This window comes from Bacillus sp. PK6-026, from assembly GCF_054161455.1.
The window spans coordinates 1,464,401-1,482,011 of the sequence record NZ_CP096418.1 but is presented as its reverse complement, the minus strand read 5'-3'; the positions used below and the strand labels follow the sequence as shown (position 1 = coordinate 1,482,011).

General features: G+C 46.6%; 19 protein-coding genes and 2 riboswitches. Of the genes, 7 read left to right on the top strand and 12 right to left on the bottom strand.

Translation table 11 applies throughout. From position 1 onward, the window contains the following. Positions 1-86: 86 nt before the first annotated feature. A complete protein-coding gene (locus M1D59_RS07530) occupies positions 87-1,598 on the top strand; it encodes a PAS domain-containing sensor histidine kinase (RefSeq protein ID WP_023857312.1) in 1,512 nt (503 codons plus the stop codon). 58 nt (positions 1,599-1,656) lie between these two features. On the opposite strand, the gene M1D59_RS07525 is transcribed toward M1D59_RS07530, so the two are convergent. Further along, the gene (locus tag M1D59_RS07525) at positions 1,657-1,899 is read right to left on the bottom strand and encodes an aspartyl-phosphate phosphatase Spo0E family protein (RefSeq protein WP_020451145.1); all 243 of its coding nucleotides are present in this window, start codon (positions 1,897-1,899) and stop codon (positions 1,657-1,659) included. Positions 1,900-2,117: 218 nt separating this feature from the next. On the opposite strand from M1D59_RS07525, the gene M1D59_RS07520 reads away from it, so the two are divergent. Together M1D59_RS07520 and fosB are read left to right on the top strand one after the other, a co-directional pair. Next, on the top strand, positions 2,118-2,435 hold the full coding sequence (locus M1D59_RS07520; RefSeq protein ID WP_023857313.1) for a YkvA family protein: 318 nt from the start codon (positions 2,118-2,120) through the stop codon (positions 2,433-2,435). Then, positions 2,422-2,886 (top strand): metallothiol transferase FosB, encoded by a 465-nt coding sequence (gene fosB / locus M1D59_RS07515; RefSeq protein WP_145624523.1) that lies wholly within the window; start codon positions 2,422-2,424, stop codon positions 2,884-2,886. The genes M1D59_RS07520 and fosB overlap by 14 nt, the downstream gene beginning before the upstream one ends. A 27-nt stretch (positions 2,887-2,913) precedes the next feature. Here the strand turns inward: fosB and M1D59_RS07510 are convergent, their stop codons facing one another. The 5 genes from M1D59_RS07510 to M1D59_RS07490 form a co-directional block, all read right to left on the bottom strand. Next, positions 2,914-3,450, bottom strand: a complete 537-nt coding sequence (locus M1D59_RS07510; RefSeq protein WP_458117919.1) for a 1,2-dihydroxy-3-keto-5-methylthiopentene dioxygenase — start codon at positions 3,448-3,450, stop codon at positions 2,914-2,916. Between the two features lie 15 nt (positions 3,451-3,465). Further along, positions 3,466-4,092: a methylthioribulose 1-phosphate dehydratase gene (locus M1D59_RS07505; protein WP_023857315.1), complete on the bottom strand. Its 627-nt coding sequence runs from the start codon at positions 4,090-4,092 to the stop codon at positions 3,466-3,468. Continuing rightward, positions 4,053-4,751, bottom strand: a complete 699-nt coding sequence (mtnX, locus tag M1D59_RS07500) for a 2-hydroxy-3-keto-5-methylthiopentenyl-1-phosphate phosphatase (RefSeq protein ID WP_458117918.1) — start codon at positions 4,749-4,751, stop codon at positions 4,053-4,055. Before mtnX ends, M1D59_RS07505 begins: the two co-directional genes overlap by 40 nt. After that, entirely contained in the window at positions 4,748-5,965 is a 1,218-nt protein-coding gene (gene mtnW, locus M1D59_RS07495) for a 2,3-diketo-5-methylthiopentyl-1-phosphate enolase (RefSeq protein ID WP_429716877.1), read from the bottom strand. Before mtnW ends, mtnX begins: the two co-directional genes overlap by 4 nt. 83 nt (positions 5,966-6,048) lie before the next feature. Next, positions 6,049-6,148: riboswitch (SAM riboswitch) on the bottom strand. Positions 6,149-6,197: 49 nt separating this feature from the next. Then, the gene (locus M1D59_RS07490) at positions 6,198-7,388 is read right to left on the bottom strand and encodes a pyridoxal phosphate-dependent aminotransferase (protein WP_212110484.1); all 1,191 of its coding nucleotides are present in this window, start codon (positions 7,386-7,388) and stop codon (positions 6,198-6,200) included. 95 nt (positions 7,389-7,483) lie between these two features. On the opposite strand from M1D59_RS07490, the gene M1D59_RS07485 reads away from it, so the two are divergent. From M1D59_RS07485 to mtnA, 3 genes are all read left to right on the top strand, one after another. Next, positions 7,484-8,263 carry a carbon-nitrogen family hydrolase gene (locus tag M1D59_RS07485; protein WP_020451137.1) on the top strand — a complete coding sequence of 260 codons (780 nt, stop codon included), beginning with the start codon at positions 7,484-7,486 and terminating at the stop codon, positions 8,261-8,263. Positions 8,264-8,346: 83 nt separating this feature from the next. Next, a riboswitch (SAM riboswitch) is annotated at positions 8,347-8,490 on the top strand. Positions 8,491-8,572: 82 nt separating this feature from the next. Continuing rightward, positions 8,573-9,769: an S-methyl-5-thioribose kinase gene (gene mtnK / locus M1D59_RS07480; protein WP_020451136.1), complete on the top strand. Its 1,197-nt coding sequence runs from the start codon at positions 8,573-8,575 to the stop codon at positions 9,767-9,769. Positions 9,770-9,774: 5 nt separating this feature from the next. Beyond that, the gene (gene mtnA / locus M1D59_RS07475; protein WP_458117917.1) at positions 9,775-10,836 is read left to right on the top strand and encodes an S-methyl-5-thioribose-1-phosphate isomerase; all 1,062 of its coding nucleotides are present in this window, start codon (positions 9,775-9,777) and stop codon (positions 10,834-10,836) included. A 6-nt stretch (positions 10,837-10,842) separates the two neighbouring features. Here mtnA and M1D59_RS07470 read toward each other — a convergent pair whose 3' ends face one another. The 3 genes from M1D59_RS07470 to M1D59_RS07460 form a co-directional block, all read right to left on the bottom strand. Beyond that, on the bottom strand, positions 10,843-10,956 hold the full coding sequence (locus tag M1D59_RS07470; RefSeq protein WP_023857319.1) for a hypothetical protein: 114 nt from the start codon (positions 10,954-10,956) through the stop codon (positions 10,843-10,845). 91 nt (positions 10,957-11,047) lie between these two features. Beyond that, positions 11,048-11,545, bottom strand: a complete 498-nt coding sequence (locus M1D59_RS07465; protein ID WP_020451134.1) for a methylated-DNA--[protein]-cysteine S-methyltransferase — start codon at positions 11,543-11,545, stop codon at positions 11,048-11,050. A gap of 7 nt (positions 11,546-11,552) precedes the next feature. Further along, complete coding sequence (locus M1D59_RS07460; RefSeq protein WP_020451133.1) at positions 11,553-13,763, bottom strand: PAS domain-containing sensor histidine kinase; 2,211 nt, start codon at positions 13,761-13,763, stop codon at positions 11,553-11,555. A gap of 309 nt (positions 13,764-14,072) precedes the next feature. Between M1D59_RS07460 and M1D59_RS07455 the strand changes: the two genes are divergently transcribed. Beyond that, entirely contained in the window at positions 14,073-15,098 is a 1,026-nt protein-coding gene (locus M1D59_RS07455) for an acyltransferase family protein (protein WP_020451132.1), read from the top strand. 52 nt (positions 15,099-15,150) lie between these two features. On the opposite strand, the gene M1D59_RS07450 is transcribed toward M1D59_RS07455, so the two are convergent. From M1D59_RS07450 to M1D59_RS07440, 3 genes are read right to left on the bottom strand one after another with little or no spacing between them, the layout of a single operon-like run. Next, positions 15,151-15,333: a hypothetical protein gene (locus M1D59_RS07450; RefSeq protein ID WP_020451131.1), complete on the bottom strand. Its 183-nt coding sequence runs from the start codon at positions 15,331-15,333 to the stop codon at positions 15,151-15,153. Further along, positions 15,330-15,545 carry a hypothetical protein gene (locus tag M1D59_RS07445; RefSeq protein WP_023856450.1) on the bottom strand — a complete coding sequence of 72 codons (216 nt, stop codon included), beginning with the start codon at positions 15,543-15,545 and terminating at the stop codon, positions 15,330-15,332. The genes M1D59_RS07450 and M1D59_RS07445 overlap by 4 nt, the downstream gene beginning before the upstream one ends. A gap of 47 nt (positions 15,546-15,592) precedes the next feature. Beyond that, the gene (locus M1D59_RS07440; RefSeq protein ID WP_020451129.1) at positions 15,593-17,593 is read right to left on the bottom strand and encodes a penicillin-binding transpeptidase domain-containing protein; all 2,001 of its coding nucleotides are present in this window, start codon (positions 17,591-17,593) and stop codon (positions 15,593-15,595) included. Positions 17,594-17,611: the final 18 nt, after the last annotated feature.

The window sequence follows — 17,611 nt, the reverse complement described above, 5'->3', positions numbered from 1 at the left end:
ACGGTATTGGTTATCTTTTCTATAAATCGGCTCTCACTAGTGATATAATACCCCTATTCCTGTATCGATTGGGAGAGAGTAAAAATATGCGCAATTTGAAAAATCTATGGAAGAAAGTCAGGCTTTATTTGATCTTGGTAATGATCCCCGCCTTCATTATAAGCTTTTTTGTATACGAACAAGAACGAGAAAATATCACTGAAAAGCACCGTCAGACTGCGACTCTCATGCTCAATATTCACCGCAACCAAATCAACTACCTGATCGGCGAAACAGAAGCAAGGCTCAGCTCCCTTGCCACGGCCCTCAACCACCCTGTTAATGAGCAGCATATCAAACGAATCCTGACGGAAACGTATAAAAAAGAACCGCGTTTTTCGGCTTTATACCTTTTAAATAAAGACGGCGATGTCATGGTGAGCACGTCTCCCGTCAAAGAAAAAAAGAAGGTTTCATACAAGAACATTCTGCAAAAAGCGGAAAAATCAAAGAAATCCGTGATCACAGACGATATACATACAGTGTCGGACAGGCTGGAGCTGAATATTTTTACTCCTGTCTATGACAGCGAAGGCAGAACGACAAATTTTCTGCTGGCTTCGATCCGCGTCGATTATCTGAAAAATATCATGAACGTCCTGAGCCCTGAGCTTTATATCAAAATTCTCAACCAGAAGAATCAGATTGTCTTTACAGCAGGCCATTCTCCTCCTGAGAAGCCGGACGGCGGCACCGTCGATGCTTTTTTGGATCAGATCGACTGGAAGCTTGAAGTTTATCCGGAACCGGTCCAGCTTGATGAAATCGTTCACAGTCTTCTGCTGTCATTTTTAAGTATTTTCATTCTGCTGAATATTATGTTCCTCATGCTCCAGTATGTGCTGCTGAAGCGGCGGACCAAGCAGGAGCGCGCCCAAAATGAAGCCCAGAAGCTCGAATTAATCGGCACCCTGGCAGCGAGCACCGCTCATGAAATCAGAAACCCGCTGACAGGTATCAGCGGCTTTATCCAGCTCCTGCAAAAAAAATATCAATCAAAAGAAGATCAAATGTATTTCTCAATCATCGACCAGGAAATCCGGAGGATCAACCAGATTGTCAGCGAGTTTCTCGTGCTCGGAAAGCCGACGGCAGAGCAGTGGCAGCTTAACGCCATGAATGAAATGATTGACGAAATCATGCCGATTATTCATTCTGAGGCAAATTTATATAATGTGGAAGTGGAATTTCAAGACTATGGAGAAGACCCGGCTTATGTGTATTGTAAAAAAGATCATATTAAGCAGGTTGTCTTGAACGTCGCCAAAAATGCTCTTGAATCGATGAAAAACGGCGGAAAGCTGCTCATTCAAATCGAACATCATCAAGAGAAGGCGCAAATTATTGTGAAGGATATCGGAGAAGGCATTCCAAAAGAAATGATGGAGAGTATTTTCCAGCCTTTTGTCACGTCAAAGGAAAAGGGAACCGGACTCGGCCTTGTCGTGTGCAAGCGCATCATTTCCATGTACGGGGGAACCATTCAGATCGAAAGCGAACAGCATAAAGGAACGACTGTAACGATTACGCTGCCGACTTCAAAGGAACAGGTTGACTGAGGCTTCCCCGTTCCTGCAAAGAGCCTGCCTTTCACGGCAGCTCTTTTTCGTTCAGTCACTATGCCGTATATTTTTCAACGGTCAGACAGTCGATGCAGCCTAAAAAATCCTGCAGCAGATGGTCCGACGCATTTTCATTCATAGACAGTTTTTGATATTCATAAATTAATTGATCCAGCTCCTGGCTCCGCCTGATCGTTTCATCCCCTGTAAATCCATAGATTTCAGCGGCTTCAACCATCATTTGCCGCTTCTTGCTGATGGAAACGAGCAATGCTTCTTTTTCAACATAATTTTGCATACGCTTCACCCCTTACCGACATATCGTTTCTTAGAACCATCCAGATTTTGCGTACTTGAGCATTATTACAGATTATACTTATTTTGTAAACCTATTTCTCAAAAAATTATTTTGAAATCGAGTATAATAGAATTGTGGAATTAAAGGTGTAATACCCATCGATGAAATACGGCAAACACCTTTAAAAGAGTTCATGAGGATAGAAGGAGGTCTAAATGATGAAAAAACCAGTGTCAAGGCTCCGAACCATCTTTGCCGTGAAAGAAGCGTATTCAGGCCTCTTATTGTTTTTTAAGGCATTTAGAGCCTGGAGAAAGGGAGACTTCCCCTTATTCCCGAAAAAAACGATTTTACTGGCCGCGCTGGCATTGATTTATGTGCTGTCTCCGATCGATTTGATTCCCGATGTTCTCGCAGGTGTCGGCTGGCTTGATGACGCGGCTGTGCTCGCTTTTCTATTCAGGCAAATCACCAAAGAGCTGGACGGATTTGAAATACATCTAACGGGAGGAATAAACGGCAATGGCAAACAATAATATTCTCGGTATCAATCATCTCTTGTTTTCAGTCTCTGACCTGTCCGTCTCTATTTCATTCTATGAAAAGGTGTTTGATGCCAAGTGGCTCGTAAAGGCCGAGAAAACCGCTTATTTTGACCTGAACGGCATCTGGCTCGCATTAAACGAAGAGAAAGACATTAAGAGACAGGAAATCCATGACTCTTACACCCATATCGCCTTTTCGATTCAACAGGAAAATTTGCCGTTCTGGGAAAAGAAATTACGCGATTTAGGTGTAAACGTGCTAAAGGGCAGAAAACGGCATGAAGGCGACAAAGATTCAATTTATTTCTCAGATCCGGACGGCCATAAGTTCGAGCTTCACACCGGCTCTGTATTTGACCGTCTTCAATACTATCAAAATGAAAAACAGCATCTCTCCTTTCATGAAGGCCACATCAAGGCCCTTTATGACAGAAACAAATAAAAAAGCGTCCACACGGACGCTTTTTCATTATTGGCTCACACTCTCTTTCTCATAAATCGGCACCCAGCCCTCTGCCGTCACAAAGATTCTGACAGCCACGACTTTTCGGTCTTCCTGAAGCGTGAAATAATGGCGGGTGTTTTCAGGAACGGAGATCAAATCTCCCGGATTTAAGAGGACATCAAAAAATGTGCCGTCTTTTCCTTCTATCGCAAAGATGCCGTGGCCGCTGACGATAAATCTGACTTCATCGTCTGTATGATGATGTTCCTGTTTGAAATTTTTCAAGAGCTCATCGAGTTTCGGATTTTGGTCGGAAAGCGAGATGACATCGCTCGCTTTATAGCCGCGGCGTTCTGAAATGTCTTTGATTTCAGCGGCAAAGACGTCTAAAATCTCCTGTTTCTCTTCATCGGTCAAATCGTATTTTTCTTTTAAGCCGGCCGGCAGCTTTGTGATATCCCATTTTTCATAAATGACCTCCTGCCCCTTTAGAAATTGTTCTACTTCTTCCTGCTTTTCAATGGTCGTGTTTTGTTCATCATGGATTCGAATTGTTGCCATGCTTTCTCCCCCTTTTTAATTAACGTGGTAAGCCTGCAAAGCTTTCAGTTTTAAATGCCAGCTGAACAGGAATTCATACGCTTCAAGCATCCGCTTTGTCTCAAATGCCGTTTTTCCCCAGACGGTAATGCCGTGGCTGCGAATCAGCACTGCCCCTGAATCGCCTGAAAGGTGTCCGGCAAAATCCGCCGCCAAATCCGGAATATGAGCGCTGTTTTCGATAATCGGGATCGCAACCTCCGCATTTTCCTCCCAAAGACCGAGCGCCTTTATGATTTCCTGGCCTCTGAATGTCGCTTGCTTTTCTTTTGCGTAAAGCTCTGAGATGACATTGTTGTCAATCGTATGGACGTGAAGACAGCAGCCCGCGTTTGTATTTTGATAGACACGGGTGTGCAGCAGCGTCTCCGCCGACGGTTTCAGCGTATGTCCGGTCTCAGCCGGTCTCCCCTCTTCGTCCGCCAGCAGAAAATCCTCCGCGGATGCTTTTCGCTTATCTTTTCCGCTTGCTGTGATGAGAAATCGCAGCGGGTCTTCTGATACTTTGATTGACAGATTGCCGCTTGTCGCAGGGAACCAATCCCTTTCCGCAAGCTCTTTTTTTACCTCGGCAAGTTCGTGCCATTTTTGCTCAGGGTCCATTCTTTCACCTCCGCGGTCTCTTCAAGTATTCGCTTTACATCACGGAAATCACCGAATCCCGCATGCTTCAGGCCGAGCCCCTCACATTCCCGCAGCAAATAATCGCGCGCGATGCACAAGTCGGAACATTTGGCAGCTTCAACATCTGTAACAGAGTCCCCGATCATGACAACAAAATCGTCCCGGCCTTTCAGCCGGCGGATGATAGAAGGCTTGCAGCAGCCGCATTCATTTCCGCAGCTGCCGTCACACGGATACGGCCAGCGGATCTCGATATTGCGTCCTGAAAAGCCGGCCTCATTGCAGTAAATGCGTTCCTTTTCGACAATGCCTTCAAGCAGAGGATAGACGAAAAAGTCCATCCCTCCGCTCACGACGTAAAACGGAAGACCCTGCTCATCCAGGAAAGAGACAAACTCTGTAAACCCGGGGCGGATCTCGGCTTGTTTCATTACATATTCCATAATGTCTTCTTTCAGGCTTGACGGCAGCAATTGAAACATTCTGCCGACCCCGTCCTTAATCGATATGTCCCTGGACAGAACCCCGTCTTTTAAAGCGAGCCACTCTTCTGGAGCAAATTGTTTCATAATGCTGATGATGTTGTCGTTCGTTGTAATGGTTCCGTCAAAATCGCAAATGATAAGCGACTGCCTCATACGGAAACCTCAACCCTTCCCCATTTTTCAAGGGCGAGCTTTAAATCGGGAGAACGCTTTGCTTTTTCTTCGACTGGCTCCGCTTCCAGGACGGCATCAATGATCGCCCGAAACGCCCTTCCTCCGCCTGCCGCTCCGTTTGGATGACCGTGAATCCCCCCGCCTGCGTTGATGATATGGTCAATGCCGAAGTCTTTCATCAAGAGCGGCACCATGCCGGGGTGAATACCGGCCGACGGGACGGCGAATGTCGGTTTAAAAACGTCTTCCTTCGTGCATTCATCATATATGGCAAGCGCATCCCGCTTCGGCAGAGCAACGCTTCCGTACGGTGAAGGGAACAGGCTGAAATCAGCACCCGCATACCGGTTGAGCTTGCCGAGCAAGAGCGAATGGGAAAAACCGTAATGCGGCGACGAAGTGAGTGCGCCGCTTACTGCCGGGTGCGCCATGATCGGCAGCGGGATGTCGTCGTCTTCCGCAAGGCTTTGCAAAACATCGAGCCCGTAGGCAAACACATTCAGCAGCAACACATCGGCTCCGAGCTCGGCTGCTTTTCTCGCCTTCGATTTCAGCTCCATTGTCCTGCCCGTCAGGTTGACGGCATACAGCGTTTTGCGCCCTGTTTCTTCAAAAGCTGCCTCAAGCACTTTTTTTCCTTCCGTGATTCGTTTTTCAAAGGGGGCACTGCCTGTTTCGAATAAGATTTCATCGTCCTTGATCAAATCCACTCCGCCGAGCGCCTGCTGTCTGAGCTGTTCCTTCAAGTCTTCCATATCGCGGCCGATGACGCCTTTAAAAATGCTCATCAACAGAGGCCTTTCAAATTCGCCGATTTTTTTCCGGATCCCGTATACGCCGAATTTCGGGCCCGGCAATGATCGTTTAAAAGACTGCGAAAACTCCAAATCCGCCAATTTGATTTTTCCGTCGAGAGACAGCTTTCCAAAAACGGTCGTCAGCACAGCGGGAACGTCGCTTGTAAAATTGGCTTCCGGATAAGCGATGGTGACCGTTGCCTGTTTTTCCCCCAGCGCGCTTTCTGTTTCTTCGACCTTGACGACGCGTCCTTTATGCTTTTTCAGCTGTTCCTGCTTTAAGAGCGGCAGATCTGTCCACGACCCGACCGTCAGTCCGATCGCGATTTGCTCGGCCCGCTTTTCTGCGTCACATCCTTGATCTGTCAAAACATATGTTGCCAAAAGTTCACTCATTCTGTAGCTCCTTCCTGCTTCATGCATATAAAAAACCTCTTTTGCTGCTTTAGCTAAAAGAGGTTTCGCATTTCAGGTTCGAATCCTTATCTCTCAGCGTCAGCTGCAAGAATTAGCACCGTGCTTAAAAAGTCGGTTGCCGGGCTTCATCGGGCTTGTCCCTCTGCCTGCTCTTGATAAGAATATTGATTTTATAAATTATTTTGAATTATCCCATCGTTTTTCCCGGTTGTCAATGACTGTGGCCGGTCTTTTTGAATATATTCAGCTTGGCAATGCGCGAAGCCGCTTCCCGGAGCCGCTCTTCGCTTGTCAAGAGGCCGACTCTCACATAGCCTTCTCCGTATTTGCCGAAGCCGATGCCGGGCGCTGTGACGACATTCGCTTTTTCGAGAAGCAGATCGGAAAAAGCCTCAGATGTATACCCGTCAGGGACAGGCATCCAGGCGAAAAAAGAACCTTGCGGAGCATCCGCGTGCCAACCGATTTCGCGGACCGCACGAATCCATACATCCCGCCTTTTTTCGTAGCGCTCATTTTGCTCCTTGACACACGCTTGGTCTGATAGAAGCGCGGCTGCCGCGGCGTCTTGGACCGCTTTAAAAAGGCTGACATACATATGGTCCTGATAAAGGTTCAGCGCTTCGATCACAGATGCGTTGCCAACTGCAAACCCGACCCGCCATCCAGCCATATTATACGTTTTGGAAAGCGTGTAAATTTCGATTCCTGTGTCTTTTGCCCCCTCCGTTTCGAGAAAGCTGACAGGCCTCTTGCCGTCGTAGCCGATCGCACCGTAGGCAAAATCGTGGACGACGCAAATTCCGTTCGACTTGGCAAACCGGACAGTCTCTTCGAAAAAAACAGGCGTGGCTTGGGCACCGGTTGGATTGTTTGGATAATTTAAATACATGAGCTTCGCATTTTCTTTCACTTCCTTCGGAATCCGGCTGTAGTCAGGCAGAAACTGATTGCCCGCTGTAAGCGGCATCGTTTCCATGTTCGCTCTTGCCAGCTCAACGCCCGACCAGTAGTCGGGATAGCCGGGATCGGGAACGAGCACGGCATCCCCCGGATTTAACAAACATTGCGGAAGCTCGACAAGACCGGCTTTTCCGCCGAACAATACAGCGACTTCGCGTTCGGGATCGAGCTCTACGCCGTATTCCCTTCGATAGAACGCGGCTGCCGCCTCCTTGAGTGAACGGCTGCCGCGAAAGGAGGAATACTGATGGTTTTTAGGGTTGCGAACGGCTTGCGCCATTGTATCAACGATGTGATCAGGTGTCGGCTGATCGGGATTCCCCTGGCCGAGATTAATCACATCATGGCCGGCGGCGATTTTTTCATTCACCTTTTTCACCAAGGAAGCGAAAAACTGCTCAGGCAGCTGTTTCAGCACATCTGAAAGCTCAAATTTCATATGATTCACCCGCTTTTGAAAAATTCTTGAAATGATAGTCCATCATCATATATTGTTAAATGTAAAATGTAAAGAAAAAAATGAGGTGATCCAGATTGAAGCTGACAATTTCATGTCTGCAATTCGATATCGCATACGGCAATCCTTCTGAAAATTTTAAAAAAGCGGAGCAGCTGATCGAACAGGAAAGCCGGAAAGCGGATGTTCTTCTCCTTCCCGAGCTGTGGACGACGGGTTATGATTTAAAAAATCTCGGCTCCATCGCAGATGAAGAAGGCAGGCAAACGAAGAGATGGCTGCAGGAAACGGCAAAAGCAAACCGTGTCCATATCATATGCGGCTCTGTCGCCGTTAAGAAAAAAAGCGGTGTGTACAATATCATGTACATCGCAGACAAAAACGGACATTTGATCAAAGAATACAGCAAAGCTCACCTTTTCCAGCTGATGGACGAACACCTTTATTTGTCAGCGGGCTCAGGCGACGGGAGCTTCGAGCTTGAAGGGATCCCGGCTGCGGGGTTTATCTGCTACGACATCCGTTTCCCGGAATGGATCAGAAAACATACGAAGGAAGGTGCGGGCATCATCTTTGTATCGGCGGAATGGCCGCTCGCCCGCCTCGATCACTGGCAAAGCCTTTTAAAAGCCAGAGCGATTGAAAATCAGTGCTTTGTCGCAGCCTGCAACCGAGCGGGAAGTGACCCGGCAAACGAATTTGCGGGCCACAGCATCATCATTGATCCGCTCGGCCGCACCCTCGCTGAAGCAGGGAGCGGTGAAGCCGTCATCAGGACCGAAATCAACCTCGGGGACATTGAAAAAGCGCGGGGGCAAATTCCGGTTTTTGAGGACATTCGCAGAGATTTATATTAAAAAAGTGTTGACAAGAAAACTGAGATGCTGGTAACATTTTCAGCAACTGACCGAACTGAAATTTCAAAATTTTATATTGATTTCTCTTATCGAGAGTTGGGTGAAGGACTGGCCTAATGACCCCAACAGCAACCGACCGTAATACCATTGTGAAATGGGGCGCGAAATTCTGCGCCGCTAGGGCACGGTGCTAATTCCATCAGACTTTGAATTCTGAGAGATAAGAGAGGCGAACGCGACAAATCAGCCTCTTTCTCTCGATGAGAAAGAGGCTTTTTTATTGTTAACGACATTTAGGGGGAATCACACATGACCGTAACGAAAACCGCAGCATACGAAACTTTGACCGAAAGCTCCGCGGCCGCGCTGGCCGTCCGCCTCGGGCTTTTTCCAAGCAAAAGCACCCTGACATGCCGGGAGATCGGGGACGGAAACTTGAATTTGGTCTTCCGCGTGTATGACAAAGAGCAGCAAAAAGGGCTGATCATCAAACAGGCGGTGCCTTATGCGAAAGTCGTCGGCGAAAGCTGGCCGCTGTCGCTTGACAGGGCGAGAATCGAAAGCAGTGCGCTGATCCGCCAAGCCGAGCATGTCCCGCACCTTGTCCCGAACGTGTACTATTCTGACACCGAGCTTGCCGTTACCGTATTGGAAGACCTTTCTCACTTGGAAATCGCCAGAAAAGGACTGATTGACGGGAAGGATTATCCCCACCTGTCGGAAGACATCGGAGAATTCCTTGGAAAAACACATTTTTACTCGTCTGAATATGCACTTGACCCAACAGTTAAAGGGCGGCTTGTGAAGCAGTTTACGAATCCGGATCTGTGCGATATTACAGAAAGCCTTGTGTTCACAGACCCTTTCTTTGATCATGAGACAAACGATTTCGAAGAAGAGCTTCGCGATGAAGCGGAAGATCTTTGGCGCAATGAAGCATTAAAAATTGAAGCGGCAAAACTGAAACAGCGCTTTTTGTCTGCAGAGGAAACGCTGATCCACGGCGACCTTCATACAGGCAGCATTTTCGCAAGTGAAGAAGCCGAAACGAAAATCATCGACCCTGAATTTGCGTTTTTCGGCCCGATCGGGTTTGACATTGGACAGTTTATCGCCAACCTGCTGCTGCACGCGCTTTCCCGCGAAGAAAACAGGCGGGCTCCTTTATACCGCCATGTCGAGACCGTCTGGCATACGTTCAGCCGGACATTCAGCGAAGCATGGGAAAACGATGCTCTTGACGCTTGCAAAAATGAGAAAGGACGCCTTGAATCAGTTCTGAAGCAGGCGTTTGAAGACGCAGCAGGCTTTGCCGGCTGCGAAATGATCCGCCGGACGATCGGCCTTGCCCATGTGGCGGACCTTGAAACAATCGTTCCGTTTTCCCGGAGAATCAGCCAAAAAAAGCTCGCCCTTAAAATAGGCGCAGCATTCATAGAAAAACGCAGTGGTTTCCGGACGCCAAAAGACTTGATTGAAGCGTTTCGGAACGCACTTAAGGAGTGAATGACATGCCTGAACAATTTGCGGTGCCCCGCTCTGTCGAATGGGAAGAAGCATCGGTAAAAATTCTGAACCAGCAAAAGCTTCCCGAAAAGACGGAATACCTGCACCTCACAACAAAAGAAGACGTCTATGATGCGATTCAAACGCTGAAAGTGAGGGGTGCACCTGCCATCGGCATTACAGCCGCCTTCGGACTCGCCCTTTGCGCACAAAGCATCAATACATCTGAGGTTTCCGCGTTTCTGGTGGAACTCGGAAAAATCAAAGATGAACTCAATCAGGCAAGGCCGACAGCCGTCAATTTATCCTGGGCTCTCAATCGGCTGGTAATAAGTGCGGAGGACGCAAAATCGGTCAATGAAGCAAAAACAAATCTGATCCATGAAGCCATTCAGATCCAGGTTGAAGACGAAGAAACGTGCCGGCAAATCGGACAGAATGCACTGCATTTGTTCAAATCGGGTGACAGCATCATGACCATCTGCAACGCCGGCTCGATTGCGACAAGCAGGTACGGTACGGCCCTTTCCCCGTTTTATCTTGCCAAAACAAAGGACCTCGACCTTCATATTTATGCCTGTGAAACGAGGCCTGTCCTGCAAGGGGCGCGCCTGACGGCGTGGGAGCTTATGCAGGGGGGAATTGACGTGACGCTGATTACAGACAGCATGGCTGCCCATACGATGAAAGAAAAAAACATTTCAGCCGTCATTGTCGGAGCGGACAGGATCGCGAGAAACGGAGATACAGCCAATAAAATCGGAACATACGGCTTGGCAATCCTCGCCAAAGCCTTTCAAATCCCGTTTTTTATCGCCGCTCCCCTGTCAACTTTTGATGTTTCGATTTCATGTGGCGACAACATTCCGATTGAAGAACGCGATCCGGATGAAGTCAGGCTGATAAACGGAACGCAAATAGCTCCGCAAGAGGTGCCAGTGTTCAACCCTGCTTTTGATATCACGCCGCACGATTTAATCTCTGGCATCATTACGGAAAAAGGGATTATCACAGACAGGTTTGAAGAAGAAATTGAAGCGCTGTTTTCCGCTGAAGCCCTTACTTAGGCCGCTTTAGCGGATTTTAATCGATTTGATGATGTCTTTCTTCTGCTCTTCGGTCAACACGTGCAGCTTGACGAACAATTCCGCGTATCCTGCTATTTTGTTCGGGCGGTTCGTTTTCACTTATTCGTCCTCCTTTTTTACCAAGACCAACATTTTTAACTTAATAAAATTATATGTCGCTGACGAAAAAAAGAAACGGCGTGCTCGTATATTATTTTCCCTTATACGCAATATTTTCGATGTCGAGCAGCACCGCTTTTTTATCCGTTTCATTTCCGGAGTACCCCGTTAAAGAACGATTTTTGCCGATGACACGGTGGCACGGGATCAAAATCGGCAGCGCATTTCTTTTATTGGCCTGGCCGATTGCGCGAACCGCTTTCGGATTCCCGACGGCGCACGCGATATCTAAATAGCTCCGTGATTCACCGTACGGGATCAACTGCAGCGCCTCCCACACTTTTTTCTGAAACGGGGTTCCATCCTGGCGGAGAGGAAGGGTGAACGTCTTCCGCTCCCCCCTGAAATATTCTTCGAGCTGGCGCTTTGCCTCCTTCAACAATTCCGTTTCGGTCCGGCGAAGCTCCAAGCCGTCTTGCTGGAGCTGTTTTAGTTCATCTTTTTCAAATAGCAAATGCGTAATGTGGTGATTTTCCTCGACAATGTAAGCTTGTCCAAAAGGCGAGGTCATTTCAATATAAAAGCCCACGATGCGATTAAGCCTCCTCCTCATGATGCTGTCTGATCGGGAGAGTCAGATGGAATGTCGTGCCTCTCCCTTCTTCACTTTCAACTTCGATTTTTCCATTATGCTCTTCAATAATTTTATAACTGACCATGAGCCCGAGTCCAGTGCCCCGTTCTTTTGTCGTGTAAAAAGGTTCGCCGAGCCTCTTCAATTTGTCTTCTGTCATGCCGATTCCTTCGTCAGCAAGCGAGATAATGATATGGTCGTCTCCTTTCGGTTTGATCGACACATATACGTTGCCTCCGTCAGGCATCACTTCAATCGCATTTTTCAAAATGTTGATAAATACCTGTTTCAGCTGATTCGGCTCGCAATAAATCAGCGGAATGCCGCCTTCGCACTTCAGATGCATCTGAACGTTGTCAAGGTTTGCCTGTGCGTGCAGCAAATCCATTGTGTCCTGCATGATTTTGACGATATTTTTTTCTTCATACATAATCGCCTGCGGTTTTGCAAGGATGAGAAACTCCGTAATAATCGATTCAATCCTTTTGAGTTCTGATGTGATGACATTAAAGTAAAGCGCGTGATCCTCATTTTGGATGCTGCCTTTCAGCAGTTGGATAAATCCTTTTAGCGCCGTCATCGGGTTGCGGATTTCATGGGCAATTCCGGCTGCGAGTTCGCCGACGACGTGAAGGGTATCAGACTTGCGGAGCCGCTCTTCAAGCTCTTTTCGTTCTGTCACGTCTCTGAGCATCGCCAAGTTCATATTTTGAATGATATTTCTTTTAAATGAAAATTCAAGAATCCGTTTTTGGTCGCTCAGCAGGAATGGGATGTCATTGTCCATTTCTTCTAAGGAAATCGTTTTAGCGGGAGAAGCTGCGTTTTCTATATGATAGCCGGAGATGACATCAAGTAGATTGGACGTTTTCAGCTGTTCAAGAGGGGTGCTGAGAATTTTTCCGGCAAGGGGGTTCGCATCGATAATGTCGTACTGGTTGTTGAAAAGAACGATTCCGTCCATTGATCCGTTGAATACTTTTCTGAACTTCAATTCGCTTTCCCGCAATTCTTGTTCCATTCGTTTTCTGTCGCTGACATTTCTTAAAATGGTTAGGTCCTGGCTGTCGAACATGATCCGTTTTGACGTGAACTCAAGCTCTTTATATTGTCCGTTTGCCATACGAAACAGCAGTTCCGCCCGGATTTCCCCTTTTTGATCATACTGCTTTTGAATGGCATGGTACCTCTGATCGGTTTGATCAATAAAATCGGTCATCTTCTTGTTGAGAAGCTGTTCCATCGGCAGTTCGAAGATTTTGCAGGCCGACTGGTTCGCTTTGACGATGCGGCCGTCGTTATTCATCAGTATAATGGCATCCATCGCATTTTCAAAGACTTCTCTAAAGCGTTCTTCGCTTTTAAACAGCTGTTTTTCCATCGAGCGCTTCTCGGTAATATCCCTCATAATCGACATGTAAAAGCCGTTTAAAATGTTCGAGGTTATCGTAAGCTCAAACAGCCGGTCTTCTCCTGATCTGAGCCGGACAGGAAGCTCCCCTTTTGCTTTCCCTCTTCTGAAAAGAGCATTCCAGATTTTATCGAGCCGCCCCTTGTTTTCAGGGGATACGAATTGAGACAGCTTCAGTTTTGAAAGCTCTGTTTTTTCAATTTCGAAGCTCTGGCAAAACGAATGGTTCGCATCGATGAAACAGCCTTGTTTATCAAAGATGACGATTCCTTCAACCGCGCGGTGAAACAAATCTTTAAACAGCTTTTCATTAATGGTGCGCTCCCGCTCCAATATTTTTTTCGATGAAATGTCCCTCATGACGACAAAATAGCAGTCTTCACCGATTCCTTTGCTTGCAGTAAACTCGATATATTTGACAGATCCGTTGTCAAGCCTGATGGCCACTTCTTTTTTCGCATATCCCCGCTCCAAAAAGCGTTGAATGCTCTGGTTCAGTTCATCCGGCGGGACGGCGTGCAGGAAGTCGAGCGCCGACCGGTCCAGCAAATTCTTTTTTTGGCTTTGCAGAATTTTGCAGGCGGCATCATTCGCCTGGATGATGTTCATCTGTTTATCCAATATAAAAATAGCGTCCAGCGTCCCGTTAAACAGCAGCTCATACTGATACAAATCCGCTTTCAGCTTGGCGTTCTCTTTCTTCAGTCTGTTCAGCTGGTTTTGCAGATTTAAGGATTCATTCAAATCAAGAGTTTCCTCCATTTATTACACTCCTTCTTGAAAACCTGTCCTCCAATTATTCTACAAACCGGAAAATCTTCCTTCATTTGTTTCGAACTTTTACAACCTTTCCGCCTATTTTACAGGAAGATGACGATATAAAAGTTCCTTACTGTTCAATTACATCGACCTAACAATAAGACTTAATGCATAGGAAAACACATGCTTTCTATTTTAAAATTTTAAAATGAGGCCAGACTGGTGGAAGACGTCATTCCGGAAAGAATGTTCCGGGGTTCAGACGCTTCCCGCACCGGCGTCTCCTGAAAATGTTTGTGAAAGGGTGATGTTATGGCGACTTCGCGCGACAGCTATTTCGACAATGCAAAATTCCTATTAATTTTTCTCGTCGTATTCGGACATATAATCAGGTCCTATATTCATGATAATGATGCTCTGCTTCATATTTATAAATTTATTTACACGTTTCATATGCCTGCTTTTATTCTCATATCAGGCTATTTTGCAAAAGGGTTCAACCGCCCCGGCTATGTCAAAAAAATCGCCTGGAAGCTGATTGTTCCTTATTTGATTTTCCAGGGAATCTATACGCTGTTTTATTCCTTTATCGATGATCAAAGCTTAACGGCCGCAAATCCGATTGAACCGCAATGGTCGCTTTGGTTTTTGCTGAGCCTGTTCTTTTGGAATATCCTGTTGTTTCCATTCACAAAACTGCCGGCGAAATGGGCGTTTGCCGCAAGCTTTGCGATCGCCGTTCTTGTCGGATATATCGACTTGATCAGCAACACGCTCAGCCTGTCCCGCACGTTTGTTTTCTTCCCGGTCTTTTTGGCGGGCTATTATTTGCAAAAAGACCATTTTAAAATACTGAGAGGCTGGAAAGGCAAGCAGGCCGCTCTAGCCGTTTTAGCAGCAACGTTCGTTTTCTACTTTTTTGTAGACTTCGATTACTCCTGGCTGTTCGGGTCCAAACCCTATTCGGAATTCGGCGATGTCGGGATAAAAAGCGGGTTAAACCGAGTGGCGCTCCTCGTCATCACGTTCGCTTCAACCTTCGCGTTCATGGCGCTTGTGCCTGAAAGGCGGTATTTCTTTACCCTGTGGGGAACGCGCACATTTTATGTCTATCTGCTGCACGGCTTTATCATCAAGTCGTTCAGAAAAACGGGAGCGGAAGAATGGCTTGCCGATTATCAAAGTCTGACACTATTAATCATCGCCACGGCGATTTTAACTTTCTGCTTATCAAGCGGATTTGTGAAAACGGTCGCCCAGCCATTCATCGAATTGAAAATGACGAATTTAATGAGGATGTTGAAAAAAGACAACGGATATAACCCTTATTTAAAATAAATGAAGGTCCAAATCGTTTCCGATTTGGACCTTTCTCGTTTGATCCGCAGTTTTAATCTTTATCCCGCTGCTGTCCGTCCGCCTTTTTGTTCTTCTTTTTATTGTTCTCGATCACATCAATCAATTTAAAGGCGTTGACATCGCCCAGTTCGTTTGAAAATTCCTCTTGAAGCACATCTGGATTCATCGGTTTTTTATGGTTTTGCATATCCTTGCTTTTTTGATGTTTTTTCATTGGCGTGATTCTCCCTGCTTCCCTTGTTTCGAGTTGCGGTTGGCGCCCCTGTCTCCGTTTTCGGCATCATATTGGGTCATGTATTGATGATCATGCATGCTTTCAGCAGGCGTTTTATTGTTAAGAGCCGCTTCATTTCTGGCAACTTTTCTTTTCATGATGACATTCCTTTCTTTTGTCGTTTCATCCATATCCTTTCCGTTTCCGTACATTCCACACATCCAGTTTTCGGCAAAAAAATAAGCACCCTTCAGGGTGCTTATTTAAACACTTTTTTCACTTTATTGACGACATATGAGCTGCCGCCGCGATCTGACACATCCTCGATCATCATCGTGATTAAAAGGTTTTTGTTTTTGTAATCATAAGCGGTGAACCAGCCGTTTTCTTTACCTTTTTCGTCTTTCTTCGTTTTCAGCTCGGCCGTTCCCGTTTTCCCTGCGATCGTGAGCCCTTTGACAACCGGCTTGTAAGCCGAGCCGCGAGGGTCTTCTACAACGCCTTTCAATCCTTTTGTAATCGCTTCTGCTCCGCCTGTGGGCAGTACGTTTTTATGCCATATTTCTTTCTCTTCGCCGTCCTTTTTGATCAGGTGCGGCTTGATCAGATTACCATCGTTCAAGAAAGGCGTATAGCTTGCCGCGAGGTGTATCGGCGACATCAGCATTTGCCCCTGTCCGTATCCTGAATCGGCAAGGAGAATATCCGAGTCGATTCCTTCGTTTGATATGGAGGAAGACTTCGTCGGGAATTCATAATCAAGTTTTTCCTCGAAGCCGAATGATTTCAGGCCTTCGACAAATTGATCCTTCCCTGTGTCAAGGGCGGTCTGCGCGAAATAAATGTTGTCGGAAGTGATCAGCGCGTTTTCCAGGTTGACATCGCTTAATCGATCGGAAACCCGTGTGACTTTATATCCGCCCCATGACGAATCTTTCTGCCATTCCTTCCCTTCGATCTTCTTAGGTTCATCCGCTTTGATCGCGTCATTTTTCAGACCGATTGAAGCCGTGATCGGTTTGATCGTTGAACCCGGAGCATAGGTTTTATTAAATTTAGAGGTGAATGGCGCAGACGCATCTTTGTTGAGTTTTTCCCATTCTCCTTTTTTCCAGCCAAACAAAAACCCGTTCGGATCGTATGAAGGCGCGCTGACAAGCGCCAACGTTTCTCCAGTCTGCGGCTCTAACGCAACGGCAGCACCGGAGTCATCTTTTAACTGGTTGTACAGTTCTTCCTGTTTGTTGATATCGATCGTGGTATGGATGTCTTTTCCGTCTTTTGCATCCTTTGAGGCAACCGTCGCGTTTGATTCAGGAATCGAAATCGTCCAGCCGATTTCTCCTCTGAGTTCTTTTTCATAAATGTGTTCGAGACCGACGATTCCGAGCAGTGAATGCTCGCTGTAGCCTTCTTTATTCTGCTTTAATTCCTCTTCGGTAATCGGCCGTATGTAACCGGTAAGATGTGCGGCTTTTTCACCGTAAGGATAGTATCTTGATTGCGTGTCTTGTTTCAAAACCCCGGGAAGAGAGGTCGCTTTTTTAAGAAGCTCTGTGCTACCAGGCTTCACTTTTTTCAAGGGAACGAATGATTCGTCCGTCACCCAGCTTGCGGACAGCTGTTTTTCGATGTCTTCTTTTTCCATGTCAAGCATGTTCGCGAGCTTTTTGATGACACCATCTTTATCATCTCCGAGCTGCCCCGGAACGACGCCGATTTCAGGCACTGTCGCATTCGTAGCGAGTTTCTTTCCGTTTCTGTCATAAATGATGCCTCTCGCTGGTTCCTTGGCGGTAATCCGGATGGTCTCCCCTTCCTTCAGCTGTGAAAAAATAAAGGATGGGTTCCAGTTGACTTTCCATGACGTGTCACCGTCTTTTTTTTCTTTGACAAGCTTTGCCTTCCCTTCAAAAGAAACGGGGCCGGCCAATGTATTCATGCTGACTTTATACGGTATTGTCACTGCATCTTTTTTCTCTTTATTTTTTTCATCTTCATCGTTATCGACGGCTGAAACCTTCAAATCGGAAACTCCGATCTGTTCATAAATGGATTGATTGCGCTTGATGAAATCGTCTTTTGAAATCGATTTTTGCGCTTCAGCCGACAGCTGTTCATACATTTCTTCAAATTTTTGATCGTTCCATTTGTTTACATATTGATCCATGCTTTCTTTTGCTGTCGGCTCGTTAGAACAGGCTCCGGCGAGCAATAGAAATCCGGCGGCTATAAACAAATGGATGACTCTCATTTTCATCGTTGCTTCCCCCTTTTT

Bases quoted from the DNA above. Each gene is read 5' to 3' on its own strand.
- M1D59_RS07505 (WP_023857315.1), bottom strand. From the start codon at position 4,092: ATGGACCCTGAGCAAAAATGGCACGAACTTGCCGAGGTAAAAAAAGAG.
- M1D59_RS07445 (WP_023856450.1), bottom strand. From the start codon at position 15,545: ATGTACGGAAACGGAAAGGATATGGATGAAACGACAAAAGAAAGGAAT.
- fosB (WP_145624523.1), top strand. From the start codon at position 2,422: ATGGCAAACAATAATATTCTCGGTATCAATCATCTCTTGTTTTCAGTC.
- M1D59_RS07460 (WP_020451133.1), bottom strand. From the start codon at position 13,763: ATGGAGGAAACTCTTGATTTGAATGAATCCTTAAATCTGCAAAACCAG.
- mtnX (WP_458117918.1), bottom strand. From the start codon at position 4,751: ATGAGGCAGTCGCTTATCATTTGCGATTTTGACGGAACCATTACAACG.
- M1D59_RS07520 (WP_023857313.1), top strand. From the start codon at position 2,118: ATGAAAAAACCAGTGTCAAGGCTCCGAACCATCTTTGCCGTGAAAGAA.
- M1D59_RS07525 (WP_020451145.1), bottom strand. From the start codon at position 1,899: ATGCAAAATTATGTTGAAAAAGAAGCATTGCTCGTTTCCATCAGCAAG.
- mtnW (WP_429716877.1), bottom strand. From the start codon at position 5,965: ATGAGTGAACTTTTGGCAACATATGTTTTGACAGATCAAGGATGTGAC.
- M1D59_RS07440 (WP_020451129.1), bottom strand. From the start codon at position 17,593: ATGAAAATGAGAGTCATCCATTTGTTTATAGCCGCCGGATTTCTATTG.
- M1D59_RS07455 (WP_020451132.1), top strand. From the start codon at position 14,073: ATGGCGACTTCGCGCGACAGCTATTTCGACAATGCAAAATTCCTATTA.
- M1D59_RS07490 (WP_212110484.1), bottom strand. From the start codon at position 7,388: ATGAAATTTGAGCTTTCAGATGTGCTGAAACAGCTGCCTGAGCAGTTT.
- M1D59_RS07450 (WP_020451131.1), bottom strand. From the start codon at position 15,333: ATGAAAAAACATCAAAAAAGCAAGGATATGCAAAACCATAAAAAACCG.
- mtnK (WP_020451136.1), top strand. From the start codon at position 8,573: ATGACCGTAACGAAAACCGCAGCATACGAAACTTTGACCGAAAGCTCC.
- M1D59_RS07510 (WP_458117919.1), bottom strand. From the start codon at position 3,450: ATGGCAACAATTCGAATCCATGATGAACAAAACACGACCATTGAAAAG.
- mtnA (WP_458117917.1), top strand. From the start codon at position 9,775: ATGCCTGAACAATTTGCGGTGCCCCGCTCTGTCGAATGGGAAGAAGCA.
- M1D59_RS07530 (WP_023857312.1), top strand. From the start codon at position 87: ATGCGCAATTTGAAAAATCTATGGAAGAAAGTCAGGCTTTATTTGATC.